This is a genomic window from Arthrobacter jiangjiafuii, from assembly GCF_018622995.1.
GTDB lineage: Bacteria > Actinomycetota > Actinomycetes > Actinomycetales > Micrococcaceae > Arthrobacter_B > Arthrobacter_B jiangjiafuii.
The window spans coordinates 848,980-871,668 of record NZ_CP076022.1 but is presented as its reverse complement, the minus strand read 5'-3'; the positions used below and the strand labels follow the sequence as shown (position 1 = coordinate 871,668).

Sequence of the window (22,689 nt, the reverse complement as noted above, 5' to 3'; positions counted from 1 at the left end):
TTCATCTCTTGGTGGGGTTCTGCCCTTTTCTCCAGCCTAATCCGGCCCCGGGCCGATGGGCAGGGGCCCGCCGCCGGCGGGGCGGCGGGCACCGATATTCCCGGCTCCTGATATTCCCGGCGCCCGGGATTCCGCCTACGGAATGAGGACCAGGCGGACCGGGTTCCCTTCCTTGGCGTCCAGCGCCTTGACGGCCCGGGCTGCTTCGCTCAGCGGCAGGCGGCCACTGACCGACTTGGCGAAGTCCAGCCGACCCAGCCGGGCCAGGTTCACCAGCTGAGGCACGTGGTGCGCCTCTGAACCGTAATGGCCCAGGATCTGCTTGCGGGCGTAGGAGAATCCGGTGCTGTCGCTGATGGTGATGGGCGTGCCGCTCAGGCCCACCAGGACCAGCCGTCCGCGCCGGCCAAGGCACTTGACGGCCTGGGCGCGCACCGCATCGACGCCGGCGAAGTCCAGGGCCACGTCCAGGCCCTTGCCGGCGGTGGCAGCCTTCATGGCCTCTGCGAAGTCAGCCGCCAGCGGGTCCAAGGCGTAGTCGGCACCGAATTCCAGGGCCCGTTCGCGGGCCTCGGGGATGGGGTCCACAGCGATGATGGGGGCTGCGCCGATCAGGCGCAGCAGCTGCACGCCGTGGGCGCCCAGCCCGCCGATGCCCCAGACACCCACCGCTTCACCGGCCCGCACATCGGCGGTAGACGAGATGGCACCCCACGGAGTGGAGACGGCGTCGGGAATGATCGAAGCCTGGTCAAAGGGAATGTCATCGCCCAGCGGCACCAGCACCCCTGCCGGAACCACAACGTATTCGGCCCAGCCGCCGTCGTAATCCACCCCCATGGTGAGAGTGGCGCCGTTGTGTTCGTAGCCGGCCTGGATGACAACCCGGTCCCCGGCTTGGGCGGAGGTGACGCCGGGTCCGGCCAGGTCCACGGTGCCGGCTACTTCGTGGCCGAGGGTAACCTCGCTGCCCTTCAGGAACTGCGGGCGGAGCAGGCCCTGGATCAGGTGCACGTCGGAGAGGCAGACTCCGGCGGCTCCCACCCTGACCCGGACAAAGCCCGGACCGGGCTCGGGAATCGGAACTTCCCGAACCGCGAACTCCTTCGTCTCGACGTTGAGACGGCCTGCAAGCATGGTGCCGGATGACATGGAAACCTCTTTCCCGGAAAAAGACGGCAACTGGTGTTGTCGCCGTTCCCCATTATCTTCCTGCCGTCTTCCCGGCACAAAAAACGGCGGTCCGCCCACAGTGGGCGGTCCGCCGTCGTTCTTCGGCTGGTGCTACGTTGCGGCTAGGTGGTCAGGATGACCTTGAGTGCGTTCGTTTCCGCGGCGCGGGAGAACGTGTCATAGGCCTCGAGGATGTCGGTCAGCGGATAGCGGTGGCTGATGAATTCCTCAGCCGGCAGCTTTCCCTGGGCAATCAGCTTGAGCAGCATCGGCAGGGTGTTGGTATTGACCAGGCCCATGCTGATGTCGATGTTCTCGATCCAGAGCCGGTCCAGGGCCAGGCTCACCGGAGCGCCGTGCACGCCCACGTTGGCCACGTTTCCGCCGGGCCGCACAATATCGGTGCACATCTCAAAGGTTGCCGGAATGCCGACCGCCTCCACCGCGACATCCACTCCCCAGCCGTCGGTTTCGGCCATGATCTGCTCGCGCCAGTCGGCATCGCCGGAATTCACGCCGTGCGTGGCGCCGAACCTTCGGGCCTGCTCCACCCTGTTGGCGTCCAGGTCCACCGCAATGATCTTGGCCGCGCCGTAGAGTCCGGCGGTGGAGATCACGGCCAGGCCCACCGGGCCTGCCCCGATGACGGCGACGACGTCGCCGGGCTTCACCTGCCCGTACTGCACACCCATTTCGAATCCGGTGGGGAAAATATCACTGAGCAGGACCCCGTGCTCCTGCGAGACATCATCCGGCAGCAGATACATGGAGGTATCCGCATAGGGAACCCGGATGTACTCGGCCTGGGTACCGTCGATCAGGTGTCCGAAAATCCAGCCGATGCCGGCTTGCCCTTCATCGCCGGTGCAGTGCGAATACAGGCCGTCCTTGCAGAAGCTGCAGGACCCGTCCGCCGAGACGCAGGAGAGGATGACCTTGTCTCCGACCTTGAACGAATTCACGCCGGTTCCGGTTTCAGTCACCGTTCCGACGCCCTCGTGTCCCAGGATCCTGCCGGGGGTCACGGCCGGCACGTCACCCTTGAGGATGTGCAGGTCGGTGCCGCAAATGGTGGTGGTGTCGATTTTCACGATGGCGTCACGCGGATCCTGGAGCTTGGGGTCCGGAACGTCCTTCCAGGATTTCTGTCCCGGTCCTTCGTACACGAGTGCTTTCATGGTGTCCTCGTCTGCTCGTGCCGACCCCCGGACGGGTATCGGTCCGTTCCCTCCAGCGTAGGAGCGTCCCCGAAGGGTTCGGAAGGGTCCGGGCCTATTCCCCGTCCACGTACAGCCAGTTCCCGTTGATCCGGGTGAAGCTGCTGGTTTCCTCCTGGATTCCGCGCTCGACGCCGGCGCGGTAGTGGGCGCGGAAGCGGACGACGCCGGTGGTATCCAGCGGGCCGCCGGCCACGGTGTCGACGATATCCAGTCGCCGCCATTGCAGGTCTGCGTCCAGGTCCAGGACTGCCGGGCGGGTGGACGGGTGCCAGGTGTCCAGCAGGTACTGCCGGTTGCCGACGGCGAAGGCGCTGTACCGGGAGCGCATCAGGGCAACCGCGGTGGGCGCCTGCTGCCGGCCGGAATGGTATTTGCCGCAGCACCCGCCGTAGGTCTCGCCGCTGAGGCAGGGGCAGCGGTCATCGGGGTCGGGCGTGGTGAAGGAACGGCTGGCAGAAGTCATAGATACAAGTATCTCCGGCTGGCGGCCTGCTCCTTTGCCGCTAGTTTCCTCCGGTGGCCGGAGCGGGTGACGGGTCGCCGGGATTCTCGCGCAGGGCGATTTCCGTCTCCAGGGTCAGCCGCACGGCGTCGATGGCCCCGCTGATCCGCTCGTGCCGGGACAGGGAGACTTCCCCGGAACGGGTTGCCGTCTGCAAGCGCAGGGAGAGATCATCCAGCGAGACCAGGGCCTGCTCATAGTTGCCCTCCTCGGCTGCATCCGTCACTTCGGATACTTGGCCCTGCAATTCCTGCGCGGCGTCCGGTTCGATACCGGGGACCTCGCAGCCCGACACCCCGGCGATCACCAGGGCGCCGGCTGCCAGCACGCCCCATGTGGTCCGCGGCCGCCTCACGGTGTGACGCTTTCCTGCAGTTCCTGCAGCCGCTGGCCCAGCTGTCCCGGAACGGCCGGGTAGCCCTGTCCCTGCGGAAAGATGCCCAGCCGGTCGGCCACCATAATCACTGCCGCTGTCAGGACCACCATTGCCACTGCCGCGAGCAGGGTCCTGCCGGCCAGGGCACGCTTGGAGGGCGGCAGCGGCCGTACGGCTGCGGCGACCGGGACCCGGGTTGCCGTCCGCCACCCCTCGGTTCCGGCAAGAGGCGGCCTGCGCGGCGGCGCCAGTGACGGGGAGACGGGGTGCGGATCCGAGACAGGTTCCGGTTCCGCCTCCCGGACCGGTGCGGGTTGTGAGACCGGTTCCGCTTCCCGGACCGGTGCGGGTTGTGAGACCGGTTCCGCTTCCCAGGCCGGTGCGGGCTGTGAGACCGGTTCGGAAACCCTCTCCGCGAGCGGCAGCGGACCGGCCGCCTCGGCGGTGCGGATGCCACCATCCGTCACTTCCACCGCACCCGCAGTCTCGGCAGGCTGCTGCACTGCCTCGGGTGCCGGCAGCGGCCCGTCGTCAGATGACCAGCGGTGCTCCAGCAGTGCGGCCGAGACTTCCGCGGCGGTTGGCCGCTGGTCCGGATCACGGGCGGTCATGGATTTCAGCAGCGATGTCCAGTACCGCCCGAGCTGCTCGGGGACAGCCGGGTCCCGGCTCAGCCGGGCCAGGGCTGCTTCAACGGCGCTGCCGCCAAATTCGATGCGGCCGGTGACCGCCTCGAGCAGCACCAGGCCCAGGGAGTAAACGTCGCTGGAGTAGCTGACGTCCTGGGAGCTGGCCTGTTCCGGGCTCAGATAGTTGGCGGTGCCAAGGGTGGCGTTCGCTGCCGTGATCCGGTCGCCGTCGAGCATGCGGGCAATCCCGAAGTCGGTGAGCTTGGCCCGCGCCGGGGTGCCGGTTATGACCGGCGGCAGCAGGATATTGGCCGGTTTCACGTCCCGGTGAATCACGCCCCGGTCGTGGATGTAGGCCAGCGCTCCGGAGAGTTCTGCGCCGATGTAGGCTACCTCGGCCGGGGTCATCCGCCTGACCTCGCGTAGCCGCTTGCGCAGGTCCGGCCCGTCAACCAGCTCCATGACCAGAAAAGCCCGGGGTTCGCCGGCCTCACCGTCGTCGCGACCGGCGTCGTCCTTGCCGGCGTCGAACAGCGTGACCAGGCCGGGGTGCGACAGCGACGCCAGGAGTCGCATTTCGGTTTCCTGCCGGCCCACGTCGTCCGGCGAGACCGCGCTGGCCCGGAAGAGCTTCACGGCTATGTCGCGGCCCAGAGCTTCATCCTGTCCCCGGTAAACGGTGGCCATGCCGCCGTGTCCGATGGGTTCAATGAGTCGGTAGCGCCCGGAAATGAGCCTGTTCAGCCCACTTGTTGCGAAATTCTCCATGCTGCAACCTCTCCTCCGCCCTTAAAGCGTAACGGAGAGAAATCATGGCGTAGATGGGGCAGGACCACTTTTTTTAGCCGTTCATCTGCCCTCCCGGAAGCAGCCCCGGTGCGCTAAACTGCCCTGCCGCTTCGCAGAAGCAACAGGGCAGTCGGGCCGGTTTTGGGGACCTGTTAGAACGCCTTGATGATGGCGTCAACGGCCTGCTGGATACCGAGCACAATGAACAGCAGCGCGGTGATTCCCAGAGCGATGTTGGTGTGCAGTTTGTTGGCCCAGGCCTTGGGAACCCGGTGGCCGTTGAGCAGGCCCAGCAGCGTGATGGCCAGGAACGGCATGAACAGCGACCCGAGGACGCCGTAGGCCAGGATCAGGCCGATCGGCTTGCCGAGCAGGAACAGCAGCATCGGCGGGAAGGTCAGCCACAGGATGTAGAACTTGAAGTACTTCCCGCCGATCCGGGTGTCCGGGTGGCCTGATTCCTTTCCGCGCATGTTGCCCCAGAAATCGGCGAACATCAGGGAGACGCCGTTCCAAACACCGATGATGGAGGAGAAGGACGCGGCCCAGAAGCCAACCAGGAAGCCGGTGCCGACGACGTCGCCATACTCCGCCTTGAGCACGTCGTAGAGATCCAGCAGTCCTTCGTCGCCCGAGCTCAGGGAGACTCCTGCTGAACGGACGACCTCGGCGCCGACAATCAGCATGGCAATCACGAAGATGCCGGTCATGACGTATGCCATCGAGTTGTCGATGCGCATGACCTTCATCCACTTGGGCGTGTACCAGCCCTTTTCACGCAGCCAGTAGCCGTAGGCGGCCAGGGTGATGGTTCCGCCGACGCCGCCGGCCAATGCCAGCGTGTAGATAACGCCGCCCTCCGGGATGCGCGGAATCAATCCGGTGAACATCTCCGGCAGGTTGGGGGCGGCAATCACGGCCAGGCCCACCACGGTGATGAACATGATGCCCACCAGGGCGGCGGTGATTTTTTCGAAGGTCGCGTACCGGCCGAACCAGACCATGACGAAACCGGCCAGGCCCATCAGGATGGCGAAGGCCCAGAGCGGGATGCCCGGGAACAATGCGGCCAACGGCAGGGCGGCGGAGGACATGGCGGTGGCTCCGTAGACGAAGCCCCAGATCATGATGTAGGGGCCGAAGTACCAGGTGGTCCACTTCCCGAGCGAACGCCATCCTTCAAAGATGGTCTTGCCGGTGGCCAGGGTATAGCGCCCGGCACCTTCCACCAGGATGATCTTGAGGATCACGCCGAGGATCACTGCCCACAGCAGGCCGTAGCCGTACTTGGAGCCAGCTACCAGGGTTGCCACCATGTCTGCCGCGCCGACACCAGTGGCTGCAACCACCAGTCCGGGCCCGACGACCTTCCATTTGGCGGGAGCACCGCCGTCGTCATCGACGCGGTCTGCATGCGAGACCGGTGCCTTCGGAATACCGCTGTTGTCGGCCATGAGCCAGAATCCTTATCTCAACGCATTTGGGCAGCCGTGAACCACTGTGTTCACAGTCACCAGAGTCAGTGCATTCTCCCACAGCGAACAATGGGGCTTCGAATTCGTGTCCGGGACGGGCCTGTCGGCTTAGGTAGCGCCGGCCGTGTGGGAAGCAGCCAGCGGGTCCAGGACCCGGACATCCAATCCGGCATAGTGGAGAGGTACCGCGCTGACCACCGTCAGGCGGTGCTGCCGCGCCGTGGCCGCGAGGACCGCCGGGCTGTGCAACCGGCCTGCGTCGCCGGGCCCCGATTCCCCCTGCCCTCGGCTCCGGCAGGCCAGCGCAGTGCCGTGGTCCACCGGCAGGATGTTTGCGGCGAACCGCTCGGTGAGTTCGCGGAGCCAGGCCTCCGGGTTGGCTGCGTCGCCTGACCCGGCATCGGCGAGTTCACAGAGGGTCAGCGCGGAAATGAAGATCCGCTGGTGCCGCCTCGACTGCAGGAACCGCGCCACCTCCGGATCCTGGCGGGTGCCGCGGAGCCGGGTCAGGATGCCCAGATCCAGCAGCAGCCCGGAGCATCCGCTCATCCGGCAGCCCCCGGGTGCGAGAGCAGGAAATCCACGAAGCAGGCGCGGGCAGAGGTCAACTGCTCGTAATCCTGCAGGGATACCGCCTGCAGGGATACCGCGTGCTGGGGCTGATCCGGCGGCAAGGCCGGAGAGGGTGCGGCGTGGGGAACTGAGGCAGGGTCCATGAGAATACGGCGGCGTGCGCCGGTCCTTTCGGCGTGCTCTTGCCGGCACCGGTTGCCCGAGGGCGAGTGCTGGCCACTTCTTCATCCGAACCACCCAACGAGCGTGGGGTTGGTATGCGGCCAAGTCGGAGCTTGGCGGCCGCAGTTCTTGAAGCTGTTTGGAAGTATAGCCAGCTTTGCCCGCGCCGAACGGGTGTTTCCTTGTGTGTCCTGAACCCTAGAACGACGCGGGATGCGAGGCAGCGCCGGCCCGGATCCGCTCCCCCTCATGCAGGGACAGCGACGACGCCACCAGGGTTTTGGTGTACTCGTGCCGGGGCTCGGCATAGACCTGGCCGGTCGGACCGGTCTCCACGATCCGGCCGCGGTGCATCACCGCCACGGTGTCGCACAGGTGCCGCACCACGCCCAGGTCGTGGGAAACGAACACCAGGGTGAGCTGGTATTTGTCCACCAAATCGGACAGCAGGTTCAGGATCTGGGCCCGCACCGAGACATCCAGGGCGCTGACCGGCTCATCGGCCACCAGGATGCGCGGCTCGCAGATCAGCGCCCGCGCAATGGCGATGCGTTGCCGCTGCCCGCCGGAGAACTGGTGGGGATACCGGTGCGCAGCCTCCCGCGGGAGGCCGACGGCGTCGAGCATCTCGGCCACACGTGCCCCGTGGTGCCGCGCCGCCACCGGGGTGCCGGGGAGCAGCAGCGGTTCGGCGATGATCTCCCCCACCCGCATCCGCGGGTTCAGGGAGCCCATCGGGTCCTGGAACACGATCTGCAGCTGGCTGCGCAACTGGCGCAGCTGGCCTTCGCGTGACCCGGCTACTTCATTGCCGGCCACCACTACGCTGCCCGACGTTGGCAGATCCAGCCCGGCGAGGATCCGCAGCAGGGTGGACTTGCCCGAGCCGGACTCCCCCACCACGCCAAAACGCTGTCCGGGGGTTACATCGAAGGAGACGTCCTGCAGCGCGTGGACTTCGGCCGGCGGGCGGAAGAGGGAGGTACGGCCCCGGCGGAACGTGCGGGACAGGTTCCGGACCCGGATCAGCGGCTCGGCGGAGGCCTCGTCCGGAACGCCCTGCTCCGGTTCCCGGACCGTAACGGAGGGGGCGGCGGCGGTTGCCGCCGGTACCCCCGCCGGCACCCCGGCCGGAACGTACCCGGCGGCAGAGGCCACCGTGAACAGCCGGCCGTTGCTGTCCGTCGCGTCCAGGTCCGAGGCGGCCAGCAGCCCCCGGGTGTACGGGTGCTGCGGGCGGGAGAAGACCTCGTCGGTGGGACCTTGTTCCACCAACACGCCTCCGCGCAGCACCAGGATGCGGTCGCAGATGCTGGCGGCCACCGCCAGATCGTGGGTGATGAACAGCAGCCCGCTCCCCCGGCGGGCCACGCCGTCGGAAATCAGGGCCAGCATCTGCCGCTGCACGCTCACGTCCAGGGCGGTGGTGGGTTCATCGCAGATCAGCAGGTCGGGGTCGTTGGCCAGCGCCATGGCCAGCAGAACCCGCTGCCGCTGGCCGCCGGAGAGCTGGTGCGGGTAGGCCTGCGCGGCCTGGGCCGGATCCGGCAACTGCACGGAGGCGAGCAGTTCGACACTGCGCTGCGCGGCAGCACGGCCCGGCACGCCACCGTGCCGGGTCAGCGCCTCGGCCACCTGGCGCCCGACCTTCATCAGCGGATTCAGGGCGCTGAGCGGTTCCTGGAACACCATGCCCAGGCGCTTGCCGCGCAGCCGGCTCATCTGCCGGTCGGAGGCACCGATCAGGTCGTGAGCCGTGCCGTCCAGCCGGACCGAACCGGCGGCAGCCACGCCTTCGGGCAGCAGCCCCATGAGCGCCGCGGCGGTCATGGACTTCCCGGATCCGGATTCCCCGATCAGCCCGACCCGCTCGCCGCGGGCCAGGGACAGCCCGAAGTCCTGTACCAGCACCCGGTTCCGGGCGCTGACCGTGAGGCCGGCAACGTCCAGCAGCGGCCCGGCCATCAGCGTTCTCCGTTCAGTTTGGGATCGAACCGGTCCCGCAGGCCGTCGCCGAGCAGGTTGAAGCCCAGCACCGCCACCGCGATGGCCGCTCCGGGCCAGAGGGCCAGGGAGGGATAGGTGCCCAGGAACTGCTGGGATTCCTGCAGCATCCGCCCCCAGGAGGGCACCGGCGGCGGGGTGCCCAGGCCCAGGAAGGACAGTGCGGCCTCGGCCAGGACCGCCAGGCCGAAGGTGACCGAGCACTGCACCACCACCAGGCCGGCGATGTTCGGCAGCACGTGCCGGCGGGCGATGCGCAGCGCCGGCTGGCTGGCGGCCCGGGCGGCCTGCACATATTCGGTGCTCATCACCTGCAGCGTCCCGGACCGGGCTACTCGGGCGAAGCCGGGAATGGAGCCGATCCCGATGGCGACCATCGCCGTCGTCGTGCCCGCCCCAAACACCGCGCCGAACATGATGGCCAGCAGCAGCGCCGGGAAGGCGAGCAGGATGTCGGCGCCGCGCATGGTGACTTCTTCCACCGCGCCGCGGCGCATGCCGGCGAGGATGCCCAGCGGGGTGCCGATGAGCGCGGCGATGCCCACGGCCACCAGGCCCACGAACAGGGTGATCCGGGCGCCGTACAGGATTCCGGAGAACACGTCCCGCCCGTACCGGTCGGTGCCCATGAGGTGCTCCGTGCTGGAACCCTGCAGCCGGTCCGCGGGGAAGGCCTGCACCGGGTCGTACGGGGTCCAGAGGAAGGACAGCAGGGCCGCCCCCAGCACCAGCGAGACAAGCACGGCCCCGGCGAGCAGGGCGGGAGAGAGTTTCCGGGCGGTCTTCATGCGCGCTTCCTGAGGCGGGGATCCACGATGGTGTACAGCACGTCCACCAGCAGGTTGATGATCAGGGTCAGGGCCACCAGCACCATCACCACGGACTGCACGGTGAGCAGGTCGCGGTTGCCCACCGCGTCCAGCAGCATGGAGCCCAGGCCGGGGACGACAAAGACACGTTCAATGACGACGGCGCCGATGATCAACGCCGCCAACTGCACGCTGGCAACGGTCAGCACTGGAACCGCTGCATTGCGCAGCCCGTGCTTGACCAGCGCTTCAAGCTTCCCCAGGCCCTTGGCGCGGGCGGTGCGCAGATAGTCCTCGCTCATCACTTCCAGCACGGCGGAGCGGACATAGCGGGTCAGGACCGCGCCCTGCACCGAGGCCAGGGCGAGCACCGGCAGGGTGACGCGGTGCAGGAAATCGGCAAAGTCCACCCCGGGAGGGGTCCAGCCGTTGGCCGGGAACCAGCCCAGCCCCACGGCGAAGACCACCACCAGCATGATCGCGGCCAGGAAGCCCGGCACCGCGACACCCAGCTGGCTGAGGCCGCTGAGCAGCACGCCGCTGGGTTTGCGGTGCCGCAGTGCCGCCAGCGTCCCGAACGGCACGGCGATCAGCAGGGCCACGGCCATGGCCAGCCCCACGAGGATCAGGGAAACCTGCAGCCGGTCCAGCACCAGCGGGCTGATGTCCGTCCGGGTGACGTAGGAGGTGCCGAAATCACCGCGGAGCAGGCCCGAAACCCAGTCGAAGTACTGCACCGGGAGCGGGCGGTCGGTGCCGAATTCCCGCCGGGTCTGCTCCAGCAGCTCCGGCGTGGCATTGACGCCCAGCGCGATCTGCGCCGGATCCCCGGGAATGGCGCGCATGAAGAAGAACACGGCCACGGTGGCCACCAGGAAGGTGAGCACAAACCGTGCCGCGTTGATCAGCAGGCGGATTCCCACGTTGGGCTACTGCCAGCCCACGGCGCCCAGATCCAGCGCCTCCGTGACGGAGTTGGCCGGGAGGCCGGTCACGCCGGCCTTGGCCACGACGATGTTCGGGAACAGGAACAGGACGCCGGCGGCGGCGTCGTCGTTGATCGTGCGCACTACGTCCTGCATGCCGGAGACATACCCGGCCTCGTCGGCGGCGTCGGCAGCGGCTGCCGCGTCCTTGATCTTCGAGTTGTCGTAGCCCAGGTAGTAGTCCGGGTTGTTGAACATGGTCAGTACGTCGCGGCTTTCCACGGCCAGGACCACGGACATGTCGTAGTCGTGCCGGGTGAAGACCGTGTCCAGCCAGACGGCGGGGAATTCCGCCGATTCGATGGTGGCGTTGATGCCCACCTCGGCCAGCTGGGAGACCACGATCTCGGACACCGAGGTGGCGTAGGGGCGGGTGGGAACGGTGAACGCGATGTCCAGGTTCTCGGCGCCGGCTTCGGCCAGCAGCGCCCGGGCCTTGTCCGGATCGTAGGGGTAGGTGTTGTTGAGGTCTTCGTAGTAGGGGTCGGTGGGCGGCACGGGCGCACCGACGAGGGTGCCGTATCCGCTCCACGCGGTGTCCAGCACGGCCTGCCGGTCCACGGCGTGCAGCACAGCCTGCCGGACCCGGACGTCGTTGAACGGGGCGCGGGCATTATTCATGGACAGCACGATCTCGCCGTTGGAGGTGCCCTCCAGGACCGTGAAAGCGTCGTCGCCTTCAAAGGTCGGCAGCAGTTCGGGGGCCTGCATGTTGTACACCACGTCCACGTCGCCGGAGCGCAGGGCGTTCGTGGTGGCGACGGCGTCGGCGAAGTAGCGCAGCGTAGCGGTCTGGACCTTGGGCGCTTCGCCCCAGTAGTCATCGCGGGCGGCGAAGCCGATGGACTCCCCGCGCTTCCAGGATTCGATGGTGAAGGGCCCGGTTCCGACGGCGGTGGAAGCCAGGTCGGCGACGCCGCTTTCATCGAACATTGCGCCCACGGGGGTGCCCAGATCGAAGAGCCAGGCGTTGGAGGGGCGGGAGAGCTGCACCTCGACCTCGGTGTCGCTGAGGACAGTGACGGTGTCCACCACGTCCATCTTGGCCTTGAGGCTGGAGACCCAGTCCGACTTCACGCGTTCGAGGCTGAACTTCACGTCGTCGGCGGTAAACGCGGCTCCGTTGTTGAACATCACGCCCGGTTCCAGCGTGAAGGTGTAGGTGGTGCGGTCTTCGCTGATGTCCCAGGACTGCGCCAGCAGCGGCTGGATCTGCCCGTCCTGGTCAATCTCCACCAGACCCTCGTACACATTGGCCATCAGGGCCTGCGGAATGGCGGCGCCGGCGGTGGTGGTGAAGTCCAGGTTCGCCGGTTCCCCGGTCAGCGCGACGACGACGCCGGTGGTCCCGCCGTCCTGTCCGGCAGCATCGGCTCCGGCATCTGAGGACCCGCCCCCGGACCCGGCAGAGCAGGCGCTGAGTGTCAGCGCGGCCGCCAGCAGCAGGGCAGCCGCGGACGAGCGGGCGGGAATTCGGCGCATCAAGGTTCTCTCCATCAGTGGGCCGGGCAGTGCCCGGAAGGCCCCGGGCAGGGGCCGGCGCCAAATGTTGTCCTACATAGTATGGACGCGTGCAGGAACAGAGCGGAAATTCCGGCATGTCGCCCGGCGCACCGGCGGCACTGTCGCGGGGAGAGGGTACGGCCGGTCCGGGGCCGGGGATTGGGTCACATCCAGTACCGGTTAACGCAGAAGCAGGACGGGAATTGCTTCCCGTCCTGCATCTTATTCACACCGGTTCCCGGAGGAACCAAAGTTTGGTATTAGAGGGGCTGGATATTTACAGCCTGGGGACCTTTGGGGCCCTGCTCGGTGTCGAAGCTAACCTTCTGGTTCTCTTCGAGCGAGCGGTAGCCACTCGAGTTGATAGCGGAGTAGTGAGCGAAAACGTCGGCGCTTCCATCATCGGGCTCGATGAAGCCGAAGCCCTTTTCGGAGTTGAACCATTTCACGGTACCTGTAGCCATTTTTAATCATCCTTCTAAAGAAACCACTCCCGACCTTCGGGTAGTTTCATGTTGCGGTGTCGTACGCAGCACCGTACGGAAAAAGCGGCTAGCCCTTGATGTGGGTTTCGCCGCTTGGAACGCACGATGCGCAACACTGCAACGCGATTCAGTATACACAGGGGCCTCTGGCGCGTCACCCTCTGGGCGGACTACTCGTTAAGCTGGATACATGCGTTCCACTGGCTCCATCTCCGCCGCCTCGGCGTCCCCATCCGCCCCGTCCTCCCCGATCGAAAACTACCTGCGGAGGATCCATACCGAAATCGCGGAGTTGAGGGACGGAAAGCCCTACAGCAGCATTCCGGCGATGGCCAACGTGGACCCCGACAACTTCGGCATCGCCCTGGCCACCGCCGACGGCTACGTGTACGAGATCGGCGACACCCGCGAGCAATTCAGCATCCAATCCATTTCCAAGCCCTTTACCTACGGCCTGGCACTGGCGGACCGCGGCATGGAGGCCGTGGACGCGAAGGTGGACGTGGAGCCCTCGGGTGACTCCTTTAATGAGATGTCCCTGGCCGAGGGGACGGGCCGCCCGGCCAACGCGATGATCAACGCCGGCGCGCTCACCGCCACCTCCCTGGTGCGCGGCTCCGGCGGCGTCACCCGCTTCAACCGGATCCTGAACACATACTCGGCCTTCGCGGGCCGCCAGCTCACCGTGAGCGAGCGGATCTACCGCTCGGAGCTGAAGTCGGGCCACCGCAACCACGCCCTGGCCTATCTGCTGCGGTCCTTCGACATCATCGAGTCCGATCCCACGCCGGTCATCAAGGACTACTTCCGGCAGTGCTCGGTGATGGTCAATGCGCTGGACCTGGCGATGATGGCGGCTACCCTGGCCAACAGCGGCCGCAATCCGCTGTCCGGTGACCAGGTGCTGGATATCGCTTCAGTGGAGCGGGTGCTTTCGGTGATGGCCACCTGCGGCATGTACGACGACGCCGGCGCCTGGCTCTCCAGCGTGGGCATGCCCGCCAAGTCGGGTGTGGGCGGTGGAACAATCGCCGTCCTGCCCGGGCAGGTAGGGCTGGCCGTGTACTCTCCCCCGTTGGACGCCCACGGTTCCAGCGTCCGCGGGGTGGCCACCAGCCAGCGGATCTCGCACGATATGGAGCTGCATTTCGTCCGCGCCGCACGCACCGGCCGCTCCGCCATCCGCAACGTTTATGACATCACCGCCGCGCCTTCGGGGATGCGGCGCACCGACGAAGCCGCCGAGGTGCTGCGCAGCCACGGCCACCGCGCCCAGGTGCTCGAGCTCAACGGCGACCTGCTCTTCGCCGGCGCCGAGACAGTGGTGCGGGCACTGTCCACCCTGGAGGACGGCGTCGAGATGGTGGTCCTGGACCTGCGCAGTGTCGACGAAGTCTCGGATGTGGCGCTGCGGCTGTTCGCCGAGTCCGCCGACATGCTCGCGGCCACCGGCCGGGGGCTGGTGCTCGTCGACTCGGAGGGAACCGTCTCCAACGATCTAACCGGCCGCGGCCGCGAAGTCCCGTCGTTCGCGACCCGCAACGCCGCCGTCGAATACTGCGAATCGCAGCTGATCTCGGCATACGGAAGCGAGCTGGTGCTGCCGGACACCATGGAGCCCATTGACTCACCTGCCCTGAACCAGCTCGAGCCAGAGGACGCCCAGGCCGTCCAGGACCTGATGGAAGAGCGGGTATACGACGACGGCGATGTGGTCCGCCGGGTGGGGCAGCGGTTCGGCGGGGTGTTCTTCATTGTCTCGGGCCTGATCGCCACCTCCATGCCGGCGCCGGACGGGTCGCGGATCAAGCTGACCACGCTGGGCCCGGGCATGACGTTTGGGGAGATGGCGCTGAGCAGCGACAAGCGGCAGGAAACCACGGTGAAGGCTGCCGGACAGGTCCGGCTCAAGGTCCTCACGGCCGAGGCGATGGAGCAGCTCGAAGAGGAAGATCCGCGTCTGGCGGTGGAACTCTGGAAAGCCCTGACCCGGGATGCCTATACCCGAGTGGAGCAGTACATCCGGGAAAGCGCCCTGCGGGCGATGGACTGATACTGACGGACTGATGCGGGCGGGGGTCCCCAAGGCCCCCGCACCCCCGCCTCGTGCGCAGGAGGCGCTTGGCACCGGGCGGCGGGCGGCGCGGAAGCCGGGTTAAACAACAAAAGCAGGACGGGAAACCCGTCCTGCTTTTGTAAGGCAATTCAGTACAAGTACTGAATAGAAGTCTCTAGATTAGAGCGCCTGGATGTTCGTAGCCTGGGGACCCTTGGGGCCCTGCTCGGTATCAAAGCTAACCTTCTGGTTCTCGTCCAGGGACTTGTAACCATTGGAGTTGATAGCGGAGTAGTGAGCGAACACGTCGGCACTTCCGTCATCGGGTTCGATGAAGCCGAAGCCCTTTTCGGAGTTGAACCATTTTACGGTACCTGTAGCCATTTTAATATTCCTTCTGGAGTGAAGCAGATCCCGACTTTCGGGGAGCTTCAGTCGCGGTGTTCCTTACCGCTTCTACAGAAAAAGCGGCTAGCCCGTTTGGGGTTTCGCCACTTGAAATAAAATGCGCAACAACCAACAACTGAGTATGACTCTACACCACATTTACCGAAAGGGGTAACCGGAGCCTCCGGGGGCGGATTTAGCGGCGGCCGGGTGCGGCCTCCGGGCCCCTAATCAGGCATCAGGAGGTGGGCAGGAATGTCGTCCCGATCCTCGATCCGCCGCAGCAGGACGGGGTCAATGAGCTCCCCTCTGCGCAGGACGCTGACATCCCCGGTCGGCTCCAGGACGGCAAGGGCGACTTCGGAGAAGTTCCTGATGCCTGCCTGCCGGAGCTTGAAGTAGAGCTCGTCTTCTACGATCCGGGCCGCTTTCAGGCCCGCCGGCCGCACCTGGTCTCCGGCCATCAGCAGGATCGGCTTGCTGGAGAAGTACGCCCCGCGCCGGGTCCGCCGCAGCACCGCCTCCAGCCGGAAGAGCACGAACATGGTGGTCAGGGCTACGACTCCGGCTGCCAGGGTGGGGGTATATCCCAGCACAACCCGTCCCAGCACCGAGCCGAAGGCAATGACGATGGCCTTGTCCAGGGTGGACCAGCTGGCCAGCGCCCGCTGCCCCGCTGTCCTGATCAGGACGAAAAAGGCAGCGTAGATTCCAATTGCCGACAGGACTACCCACAGCGCCTCCAAGGGCGAAATACCGAGATTCTGCCACCACACGGTTGCTCTCCTTACAGGGGCGGGGGCGGAGGCGTGTGTCGGTTCCGGAAGGCCCAGCCATGCAGACGCGTAGAAGACCGCGGTGGAGCAGGAGCTTGGATCATGCCGGGGGTGCTGCCGGCAACTGCCTGGCCGATAGGAAAAGGCTAGACCGGGCGAGGCGTTAGTGACAGGCCCGGCGGGCGGTCCGGGCGCCCTAGGCGAAGACCGACGAACCCAGATAGGGCAGCATGAGGTCTTTTTGTTCCGGCGCAATCCGCAGCAGCCTGCCGCTGCCGCCGTCGACAAAGGCCAGCGTGGTCTCGGCCTTGGCACAGGACTCGCCCGTGACGGGGTCGCGGATCACGTAGGCAATCGTCAGGCTGGCTCCCTTGAGGGCGCTGATCCACACATCGATATCCGCCGGAATGTTCCGGTAGGTGAGCGGAACCAGGTACTTCACCCGGTGCTCGGCAACCAGGGCCTGGGTGCCGGCGGGCACGTTGTTGAACAGCGCAACCACCGGTTCCCGCCCCGGCCCGCCCGTTCCGCCGGGCGGACCGAAGGCGTGGATCCTGGCCTCTTCAAGGATCCGCAGGATTTCCACGTTGTTGACGTGCCCGTAGGCATCCATGTCACCCCAGCGCATCCCGACGGAGCACTGGATGACCTGCGGGGTTTGCATCATGCTTCGTTTCTAGCACAGGGCCTAAGGCAGCGCCGGGATCCTGCGTGACGGGCCTCAGGGAGCTAGGCGCGGGCAAGCTCCGTGACACCGGCGAGCAGTTCAAACGAGTGCAGCCGTGATTCCAGCGTGGGTGTCTGGGTCGCAACGATCAGCTCATCGGCGCCGGCATGGGTGCTGAACCAGTCAAGGTAGTCACGGACCTCGGCGGGGGTGCCCACGGCGGAGTAGCGGCCCATCTGCTTGACCTGCTGGCCGCCCGGGGACTCCAGGATCAGATCCGCTTCCTCCGGGGTGAAGGTCCGGTCCCGGCCAAAGAGCTGGGTGACCCGGCGGCGCTGGCCGTCCTCGAACATCTGCTGCGCTTCCGCGGTGCTGTCGGCGGCTATCACGTTGACGCCGGCAATAACGTACGGCTCAGCCAGCTGGGCCGACGGCTTGAAGTCGCGGCGGTAGATGGCCACCGCGTCCTGCAGCGCCTGCGGAGCGAAATGCGACGCGAAGGAATAGGGCAGGCCGAGGGCGGCCGCCAGCTTCGCCCCGAACAGCGAGGAGCCCAGAATATAGAGCGGAACATTGGTGCCCTTGCCCGGGGTAGCCTCGATGCCCTGGATCAGGGTGTTCCCGGTCAGGTAGCCCTGCAGCTCCTGCACGTCCTGCGGAAAACTGTCCGAGGACATAGGGTCGCGGCGCATGGCCCGCATGGTTTTCTGGTCGCTGCCCGGTGCCCGGCCCAGGCCCAGGTCAATGCGTCCCGGGAAGAGGGTCTCCAGCGTGCCGAACTGCTCAGCAATGGTCAGCGGTGCATGGTTGGGCAGCATCACCCCGCCCGCGCCGAGCCGGATGCTCTGTGTGTTGGCCGCAATGTAGCCGATCAGCACGGAGGTGGCGGAGGAGGCGATGGTGGGCATGTTGTGGTGCTCGGCGTACCAGATGCGTGTGTAGCCAAGCTTCTCGGCATGCTGCGCCAGGGCAAGTGACGAATCGAGTGCGTCGCGTGCGGTTTCGCCCTCGTCGATGATGGCCAGATCGAGGATCGAAAGCGGGACAGTCATGGGATATTGGCCTTTCGTTGCGCAGGTGCCGCGGGCTGTTTTCCCGGGCACGTTCCTCAGGTGCAACGGCAAAGACCACCGGCTTATTTCATGAGGCCCCCCGGTACCGTGCGAGGTACCGGGAGAGCCGGTCAAAGGAGGAGTTCCAGCCGGACTCATGACCGTCCAGGTCCCGGCGGTCCTGGAACGGACCCTGCCGGAACGTCATGCGGGTGCCCTCGTGATGCGGAGCCAGCTCAACGGTGATCAGCGTCTCGGGGCTTGCCGGTGCGCCGTCGGGTCCCTGCCATTGTTGGGTCATGGCCATCCTGGTTGGCGGTTCAATGTCTTTCAGGACCCCTCCCCACCACAGTTCGTCGCCGGTGATCGTATTGACCATGCACGCGCGGTAGGACCCGCCCACGCGCTCGTCCACGCTCACCCGGTCGGCCGGAACAATGAACCCCTCCGGACCCCACCAGTCGGTGACGTGGGTAAGGTCCGCCCAGGCGTCATAAACGGCCTGCGGCGGGACCGGAAAGTCCCGGACCATGAGCAGATCATTGCCGTCCGGATCCTGGGCTGCTGGATGTCCCATGGCGTTTCCTCTCGCATCTTCGGATCCTCCCAGTATCGCCCGCCGGGCAGGCACCTGGGCAGCCCCTCACGGAAAGCCACACCCGCTTCACCGCGTTGCCGGCTACCCTGCTATCGCGCTGCCAGCTGCTTGGCCCGCCGGTGTGCCAGGAACTGTCCGCCCACCACCAGGAGCAGCGACACAATGAACATTGCCGAACCGATCACATTGGCCTGCGCCGGAATACCGCGGGTGGCTGCCACATAAACGAACTTGGGAAAGGTATCCACATTTCCCGAATTGAAATTGGTGATGATGAAATCGTCAAAGCTCATGGCGAAGGCCAGCAGGGCCGCCGCCATAATGCCCGGCAGCAGCAGCGGGAAAGTCACCCGCCAAAAAGCCTGCAGGGGCGAGGCATACAGATCGGCTGCAGCTTCCTCCAGTTTCGGATCCAGGCCCGCCACGCGCGCCTTGACGGTGACCACTACAAAAGAGATGCAGAACATGGTGTGGGCAATGATGAGCGTGCCCTTGCCCAGTTCCGCGCCGACGTTCAGGAACTGGGCCAGCAGCGACGCTCCCAGCACCACTTCGGGGGTGGCCAGCGGAAGGAAGATGAGCATGTTGGCGGTGGCGCTGAAGCGGAAGCGGTAGCGGACCAGCCCGACGGCGATGGCGGTGCCCAGCGCCGTCGCCAGCACAGTGGAGATCAGTCCGATCTGCAGGCTGTTCGCCAGGGACGTACAGACTTCGGGCGCTCCGCAGGGGTTCTTCCAGTTGTCGAGGGTGAAGCCGCGCCAGGTGAGGTTGGTGCGCCCGGCGTCGTTGAAGGAAAAGGCAAAGACATACCCGATCGGCACCAGGAGGAACGCAAACGCGAGGGTGCCGGCTGTCGGGATGAGCCACCGGCCAATGGCTCTTTGGAGCGAACTTGTCGTGGTCATGGAGTCCCTCACATCAGTTCCTTCGTGCCGAAGCGCCGGACGTACAGGATCACCAGGAACAGGATCGCCAGCATCAGCAGGAACGACAGCGCAGAGGCGCCGGGGTAGTCCACCACGCGGAAGAACCGGGAATCGATGACCTGCCCAATCATGGTGGTGTTTTGGTTGTTGCCCAGCAGCGCGGCATTCACGTAGTCGCCCGTGGCCGGGATGAAGGTGAGCAGGGTTCCGGCGATGACGCCGGGCAGGGAGAGCGGAAAGGTGATCCGCGCGAACGTGCCTGCGGGGCTGGCGTACAGGTCTCCCCCGGCTTCGATCAGCTTGGGGTCCATCCGCTCCAGGGAGGCATAGATGGGCAGCGTCATGAATGGCAGGAAATTGTAGGTCAGGCCGCAGATCACGGCGAACGCGGTGGCGGTGAGCCGTCCGTCGTCGGGCAGCAGAGAGAGGTTGCGCAGGACGGCGACTACCGGCCCCTCGTCGGAAAGGATCTGTTTCCAGGCCTGGGTCCGCAGGATGAAGCTGGTAAAGAACGGCGCGATGATCAACACCAGCAGGATGCCCTTGAGCAGTTTGTGCGCCCGCAGCCGCACGGCCACCAGGTACGCCATCGGATAACCGATCAGCAGCGCCGCGGCAGTCGCGGCCAGGGCAAAGCCGAAGGACCGAAGGATGGCCGGCCAGTAGTTCGCCAGCACCACCGCGTAGTTGCCGAACTCCAGCGCCGGGACGAACTCGCCGACGTCGGCGCCCTCGGGTTTGACGTACAGCGAGGTGGCGAGCAGGGAGAAGACCGGCAGGACAAAGAACAGCAGCATGAAGATGAAGCCGGGCAGGATCAGCAGGTAGCCCACCCGGCCCCGGCGCCGCAGGGCCTCATTCTCCGCATCGCCGCTGCCGGCCGACCCTGCGCCGCCTGCCCCTGGCCCGCGGCCGGCAGCAGTGAGCAGTGCCATCAGAGTGCGCTCTCGCCCGCGCCGGCCGAGCGGTCCTCGTCGCCGCGAAGGCCAAAGGCATGCTCGGCGTCCCAGCTCAGGGTCACGCGGTCGCCGGGCGCGGCCAGGGCTCCGCCATGGTTCTGGCTGAAAACCCCCATGGTGCCGATGCCCTCCACATCCACCACGTATTCGGTGGACGCGCCGGTGAACGAGGCATCCAGCACCACTGCCCGCAGCGGCTGCGCCCACGCGTTGCCCGCGCCGGCAGCCGGGGCAGGCGGGGCAGGCGGAGCGGCGCCCAGGACCATGCGCAGCTTCTCCGGCCGGATGCCGATCAGCACCCGGCCGCTGTGGTCTGAGGCCCGGTCCTTGCGCAGCCGCAGCCGGTGTCCGCCGGCGTTGACCAGCAGGTCCGGGCCGTCCTCGCCGGTGACCTCGGCGGGCATCAGGTTGGACTTGCCCAGGAAGTTGGCCACGAAGGCGGTCCGCGGCAATTCGTACAGCTCCTGCGGAGCGCCCATCTGTTCCACCCGTCCGCTGTTCATCACGGCCACGGTGTCGGCCATGGTCATGGCCTCCTCCTGGTCGTGGGTGACATGGACAAAGGTCAGGCCCACCTCCAGCTGGATGTTCTTCAGCTCCACCTGCATCTGCCGGCGCAGCTTCATGTCCAGCGCCCCCAGCGGTTCATCCAGGAGCAGGACGGCCGGCCGGTTGACCACGGCGCGGGCCAGCGCCACACGCTGCTGCTGGCCGCCGGAAAGCTGGGCGGGGCGGCGGGCGCCCAGATGCCCGAGTTCCACCAGATCCAGCGCAGCCTTGGCCTGTGCCTCGGCATCGCGCACCTTGCGCCGCTTCAGGCCGAAGGCAACGTTGTCCAGCACGCTCATGTGCGGAAAGAGCGCGTAGTTCTGGAAGACGGTGTTCACCGGACGCTGGTGGGCTCCGGCCGCGGTGATGTCCCGCCCGCCGATACTGATGGTGCCGGCGGTGGGCTGTTCCAAGCCGGCGACCATCCGCAGCGTGGTGGTCTTTCCGCAGCCGGAGGGACCCAGCAGGGCGAAAAACGATCCGGACGGGATCACCAGGTCCAGGTGGTCGACGGCGGTGAAGTCGGCAAAGCTCTTGGACAGTCCGGAGAGCACCAGGTCCCCGCCGGATGCCTTCTGGCGGGCGCCGGAATCGGGCGCAAGGTCAAGGGCTGCCATCAGCTGCCGATCGCGGTCTGGAACCGGTCACTGAAGTCCGTTTCCTCATCGGGCGTCAGGGTGCGGACCACATGGGCGCGGGACAGGTACTCCTCGGTGGGGAAAATCAGCGGGTTCTCCGCGAGCGCCGGATCAATGGACTCCATCACCTCGCGGGCGCCCTCCACCGGGCAGATGTAATTGACGTAGGCGGCCACCGTTGCCGCGTTTTCGGGGTCCAGGTAATAGTTCATCAGCTTCTCGGCGTTGGCCTTGTGCGGTGAGCCGATCGGCACCAGCATGTTGTCGGACCAGAGGGTCCCGCCGGCTTCAGGCAGGGCGAAGCCCCACTTGTCGCCCTCCTCGAAGTTCAGCTGGGTGATGTCCCCGGACCAGCCGATGACGGCGAGCGCATCGCCAGAGATGAGGTCCTCCTTGTAGGAGTTGCCCTTGACCTGGCGGATCTGTCCGTCTGCGATCTGCTGGGAGAGTATGTCGAGGGCATTATCGAACTCGTCGCTCCCCCAGTCCCCGCTGACATCCACGCCGTTTTCCAGCATCAGCAGCCCGATGGTGTCCCGCATTTCGTCCAGGACCTCCACCCGTCCCTTCAGCTCCGGCTGCCACAGGTCAGACACGCTCCTCAGTCCCTGCGGGAAGGCCTCCTTGTTCCAGACGATGCCTGCGAAGCCCGACTGCCAGGTGATGGAGTGCTTGCGCCCCGGATCAAAATCCACCTCCTGCAGCCCGGCAAGGAGGTTTCCCGCATTGGGCATGTTCCCCCGGTCCAGCTCCTGGGTGTAGCCCAGCCGGATCAGCCGGCCCGCCATCCAGTCCGTGAGTGTGACGATGTCCGCGCCGATGTCCTGGCCCGCCGAGAGCTGGCCCTGGACCTTTCCGAAATACGTGTCGTTGCCGTCCACGTCCTCGGAGTAGTTGGCTTCGATGCCGGTGGCGGCGCTGAAGGCCTCCAGGGAAGGGTAGGTGCCCGTGGCGTCGTCGTAATCCAGGTAGAGCGTCCAGTTGGCCCAGTTGACGGTTTTCTCCGACTCGGACAAGTCGGCGGCCGCGGTGGCTGCGGCACCTGCCGGGTTGCCGGAGTTGCCCCCCGTGCCGCAGGCGGCCAGCAGGGATGCCAGCGTCAGCCCGCCGGCACCGGCCAGGACCCGGCGGCGGGACAGCTGGGCGTTGACGATGCTGCGGAGCATCGGATCGGTGATCGGGCGCTTGGGCATGGGGCTCCTTGCTGATCAACTGCTGCGAATTCACTGCCGCAGGACGGAGGTTGTTGCGTTGATAGTGCCAGAGCGCGACGACGGCGGACAAGGTTTTAGTTGTAAAAGTTTTGTTACGCAACGGTTGCCAACAAAAACACCGCTAACTACCTATGGAATCCGTTTCTAAAACCCTTGTTTATCGACGGTTTACGGGCTTCAA

Annotated in this window: 23 protein-coding genes and 1 riboswitch; of the genes, 1 reads left to right on the top strand and 22 read right to left on the bottom strand. The window is 66.3% G+C overall.

The window, feature by feature from the left end; all coding sequences use genetic code 11:
- Positions 1 to 135 precede the first annotated feature (135 nt).
- From KKR91_RS04200 to KKR91_RS04140, 13 genes are all read right to left on the bottom strand, one after another.
- Entirely contained in the window at positions 136 to 1,152 is a 1,017-nt protein-coding gene (locus KKR91_RS04200; RefSeq protein WP_237686594.1) for a zinc-binding dehydrogenase, read from the bottom strand.
- Positions 1,153 to 1,295: 143 nt separating this feature from the next.
- On the bottom strand, positions 1,296 to 2,351 hold the full coding sequence (locus KKR91_RS04195; protein ID WP_210230126.1) for a zinc-dependent alcohol dehydrogenase family protein: 1,056 nt from the start codon (positions 2,349 to 2,351) through the stop codon (positions 1,296 to 1,298).
- Between the two features lie 94 nt (positions 2,352 to 2,445).
- Positions 2,446 to 2,856 (bottom strand): YchJ family protein, encoded by a 411-nt coding sequence (locus KKR91_RS04190; RefSeq protein ID WP_210230123.1) that lies wholly within the window; start codon positions 2,854 to 2,856, stop codon positions 2,446 to 2,448.
- A gap of 40 nt (positions 2,857 to 2,896) precedes the next feature.
- Positions 2,897 to 3,250, bottom strand: a complete 354-nt coding sequence (locus KKR91_RS04185; RefSeq protein WP_210230122.1) for a hypothetical protein — start codon at positions 3,248 to 3,250, stop codon at positions 2,897 to 2,899.
- On the bottom strand, positions 3,247 to 4,668 hold the full coding sequence (locus tag KKR91_RS04180; RefSeq protein ID WP_210230121.1) for a serine/threonine-protein kinase: 1,422 nt from the start codon (positions 4,666 to 4,668) through the stop codon (positions 3,247 to 3,249). The genes KKR91_RS04185 and KKR91_RS04180 overlap by 4 nt, the downstream gene beginning before the upstream one ends.
- A gap of 173 nt (positions 4,669 to 4,841) precedes the next feature.
- Positions 4,842 to 6,143 carry an Nramp family divalent metal transporter gene (locus KKR91_RS04175; RefSeq protein ID WP_210230120.1) on the bottom strand — a complete coding sequence of 434 codons (1,302 nt, stop codon included), beginning with the start codon at positions 6,141 to 6,143 and terminating at the stop codon, positions 4,842 to 4,844.
- Between the two features lie 129 nt (positions 6,144 to 6,272).
- Positions 6,273 to 6,713: a PIN domain-containing protein gene (locus tag KKR91_RS04170; RefSeq protein ID WP_210230119.1), complete on the bottom strand. Its 441-nt coding sequence runs from the start codon at positions 6,711 to 6,713 to the stop codon at positions 6,273 to 6,275.
- Positions 6,710 to 6,880, bottom strand: coding sequence for a hypothetical protein (locus KKR91_RS04165; protein WP_210230118.1), 171 nt, complete (start codon positions 6,878 to 6,880; stop codon positions 6,710 to 6,712). Before KKR91_RS04165 ends, KKR91_RS04170 begins: the two co-directional genes overlap by 4 nt.
- A gap of 30 nt (positions 6,881 to 6,910) precedes the next feature.
- Positions 6,911 to 7,034, bottom strand: a riboswitch (SAM riboswitch).
- Between the two features lie 63 nt (positions 7,035 to 7,097).
- The gene (locus KKR91_RS04160) at positions 7,098 to 8,864 is read right to left on the bottom strand and encodes an ABC transporter ATP-binding protein (protein ID WP_210230116.1); all 1,767 of its coding nucleotides are present in this window, start codon (positions 8,862 to 8,864) and stop codon (positions 7,098 to 7,100) included.
- Positions 8,864 to 9,691 (bottom strand): ABC transporter permease, encoded by an 828-nt coding sequence (locus KKR91_RS04155; RefSeq protein WP_210230114.1) that lies wholly within the window; start codon positions 9,689 to 9,691, stop codon positions 8,864 to 8,866. Before KKR91_RS04155 ends, KKR91_RS04160 begins: the two co-directional genes overlap by 1 nt.
- Complete coding sequence (locus KKR91_RS04150; protein WP_210230113.1) at positions 9,688 to 10,635, bottom strand: ABC transporter permease; 948 nt, start codon at positions 10,633 to 10,635, stop codon at positions 9,688 to 9,690. The genes KKR91_RS04155 and KKR91_RS04150 overlap by 4 nt, the downstream gene beginning before the upstream one ends.
- Before the next feature lie 6 nt (positions 10,636 to 10,641).
- Positions 10,642 to 12,180, bottom strand: coding sequence for an ABC transporter substrate-binding protein (locus KKR91_RS04145; protein ID WP_210230727.1), 1,539 nt, complete (start codon positions 12,178 to 12,180; stop codon positions 10,642 to 10,644).
- Positions 12,181 to 12,461: 281 nt separating this feature from the next.
- Positions 12,462 to 12,665, bottom strand: coding sequence for a cold-shock protein (locus tag KKR91_RS04140; protein WP_210230111.1), 204 nt, complete (start codon positions 12,663 to 12,665; stop codon positions 12,462 to 12,464).
- Positions 12,666 to 12,876: 211 nt separating this feature from the next.
- On the opposite strand from KKR91_RS04140, the gene glsA reads away from it, so the two are divergent.
- Entirely contained in the window at positions 12,877 to 14,739 is a 1,863-nt protein-coding gene (glsA, locus tag KKR91_RS04135) for a glutaminase A (protein ID WP_210230110.1), read from the top strand.
- Positions 14,740 to 14,922: 183 nt separating this feature from the next.
- On the opposite strand, the gene KKR91_RS04130 is transcribed toward glsA, so the two are convergent.
- From KKR91_RS04130 to KKR91_RS04090, 9 genes are all read right to left on the bottom strand, one after another.
- A complete protein-coding gene (locus tag KKR91_RS04130; RefSeq protein WP_104055090.1) occupies positions 14,923 to 15,126 on the bottom strand; it encodes a cold-shock protein in 204 nt (67 codons plus the stop codon).
- 230 nt (positions 15,127 to 15,356) lie between these two features.
- Positions 15,357 to 15,905, bottom strand: coding sequence for a DUF421 domain-containing protein (locus KKR91_RS04125; protein ID WP_210230108.1), 549 nt, complete (start codon positions 15,903 to 15,905; stop codon positions 15,357 to 15,359).
- A 196-nt stretch (positions 15,906 to 16,101) separates the two neighbouring features.
- Positions 16,102 to 16,572: an acyl-CoA thioesterase gene (locus tag KKR91_RS04120; protein WP_237686595.1), complete on the bottom strand. Its 471-nt coding sequence runs from the start codon at positions 16,570 to 16,572 to the stop codon at positions 16,102 to 16,104.
- A gap of 62 nt (positions 16,573 to 16,634) precedes the next feature.
- Entirely contained in the window at positions 16,635 to 17,624 is a 990-nt protein-coding gene (locus KKR91_RS04115) for an LLM class flavin-dependent oxidoreductase (protein ID WP_210230107.1), read from the bottom strand.
- 88 nt (positions 17,625 to 17,712) lie between these two features.
- Complete coding sequence (locus KKR91_RS04110) at positions 17,713 to 18,201, bottom strand: SRPBCC family protein (protein ID WP_210230106.1); 489 nt, start codon at positions 18,199 to 18,201, stop codon at positions 17,713 to 17,715.
- A gap of 110 nt (positions 18,202 to 18,311) precedes the next feature.
- On the bottom strand, positions 18,312 to 19,127 hold the full coding sequence (locus KKR91_RS04105) for an ABC transporter permease (RefSeq protein WP_210230105.1): 816 nt from the start codon (positions 19,125 to 19,127) through the stop codon (positions 18,312 to 18,314).
- Positions 19,128 to 19,135: 8 nt separating this feature from the next.
- The gene (locus KKR91_RS04100) at positions 19,136 to 20,083 is read right to left on the bottom strand and encodes an ABC transporter permease (protein ID WP_210230104.1); all 948 of its coding nucleotides are present in this window, start codon (positions 20,081 to 20,083) and stop codon (positions 19,136 to 19,138) included.
- Positions 20,083 to 21,273, bottom strand: a complete 1,191-nt coding sequence (locus KKR91_RS04095) for an ABC transporter ATP-binding protein (protein WP_210230101.1) — start codon at positions 21,271 to 21,273, stop codon at positions 20,083 to 20,085. Before KKR91_RS04095 ends, KKR91_RS04100 begins: the two co-directional genes overlap by 1 nt.
- Positions 21,273 to 22,487: an ABC transporter substrate-binding protein gene (locus tag KKR91_RS04090; protein ID WP_210230100.1), complete on the bottom strand. Its 1,215-nt coding sequence runs from the start codon at positions 22,485 to 22,487 to the stop codon at positions 21,273 to 21,275. The genes KKR91_RS04095 and KKR91_RS04090 overlap by 1 nt, the downstream gene beginning before the upstream one ends.
- Between the last annotated feature and the right edge of the window lie 202 nt (positions 22,488 to 22,689).

Bases quoted from the DNA above. Each gene is read 5' to 3' on its own strand.
- KKR91_RS04200 (WP_237686594.1), bottom strand. From the start codon at position 1,152: ATGTCATCCGGCACCATGCTTGCAGGCCGTCTCAACGTCGAGACGAAG.
- KKR91_RS04195 (WP_210230126.1), bottom strand. From the start codon at position 2,351: ATGAAAGCACTCGTGTACGAAGGACCGGGACAGAAATCCTGGAAGGAC.
- KKR91_RS04190 (WP_210230123.1), bottom strand. From the start codon at position 2,856: ATGACTTCTGCCAGCCGTTCCTTCACCACGCCCGACCCCGATGACCGC.
- KKR91_RS04180 (WP_210230121.1), bottom strand. From the start codon at position 4,668: ATGGAGAATTTCGCAACAAGTGGGCTGAACAGGCTCATTTCCGGGCGC.
- KKR91_RS04175 (WP_210230120.1), bottom strand. From the start codon at position 6,143: ATGGCCGACAACAGCGGTATTCCGAAGGCACCGGTCTCGCATGCAGAC.
- KKR91_RS04170 (WP_210230119.1), bottom strand. From the start codon at position 6,713: ATGAGCGGATGCTCCGGGCTGCTGCTGGATCTGGGCATCCTGACCCGG.
- KKR91_RS04165 (WP_210230118.1), bottom strand. From the start codon at position 6,880: ATGGACCCTGCCTCAGTTCCCCACGCCGCACCCTCTCCGGCCTTGCCG.
- KKR91_RS04160 (WP_210230116.1), bottom strand. From the start codon at position 8,864: ATGGCCGGGCCGCTGCTGGACGTTGCCGGCCTCACGGTCAGCGCCCGG.
- KKR91_RS04155 (WP_210230114.1), bottom strand. From the start codon at position 9,691: ATGAAGACCGCCCGGAAACTCTCTCCCGCCCTGCTCGCCGGGGCCGTG.
- KKR91_RS04145 (WP_210230727.1), bottom strand. From the start codon at position 12,180: ATGCGCCGAATTCCCGCCCGCTCGTCCGCGGCTGCCCTGCTGCTGGCG.
- KKR91_RS04140 (WP_210230111.1), bottom strand. From the start codon at position 12,665: ATGGCTACAGGTACCGTGAAATGGTTCAACTCCGAAAAGGGCTTCGGC.
- glsA (WP_210230110.1), top strand. From the start codon at position 12,877: ATGCGTTCCACTGGCTCCATCTCCGCCGCCTCGGCGTCCCCATCCGCC.
- KKR91_RS04130 (WP_104055090.1), bottom strand. From the start codon at position 15,126: ATGGCTACAGGTACCGTAAAATGGTTCAACTCCGAAAAGGGCTTCGGC.
- KKR91_RS04120 (WP_237686595.1), bottom strand. From the start codon at position 16,572: ATGATGCAAACCCCGCAGGTCATCCAGTGCTCCGTCGGGATGCGCTGG.
- KKR91_RS04115 (WP_210230107.1), bottom strand. From the start codon at position 17,624: ATGACTGTCCCGCTTTCGATCCTCGATCTGGCCATCATCGACGAGGGC.
- KKR91_RS04110 (WP_210230106.1), bottom strand. From the start codon at position 18,201: ATGGGACATCCAGCAGCCCAGGATCCGGACGGCAATGATCTGCTCATG.
- KKR91_RS04105 (WP_210230105.1), bottom strand. From the start codon at position 19,127: ATGACCACGACAAGTTCGCTCCAAAGAGCCATTGGCCGGTGGCTCATC.
- KKR91_RS04100 (WP_210230104.1), bottom strand. From the start codon at position 20,083: ATGGCACTGCTCACTGCTGCCGGCCGCGGGCCAGGGGCAGGCGGCGCA.
- KKR91_RS04095 (WP_210230101.1), bottom strand. From the start codon at position 21,273: ATGGCAGCCCTTGACCTTGCGCCCGATTCCGGCGCCCGCCAGAAGGCA.
- KKR91_RS04090 (WP_210230100.1), bottom strand. From the start codon at position 22,487: ATGCCCAAGCGCCCGATCACCGATCCGATGCTCCGCAGCATCGTCAAC.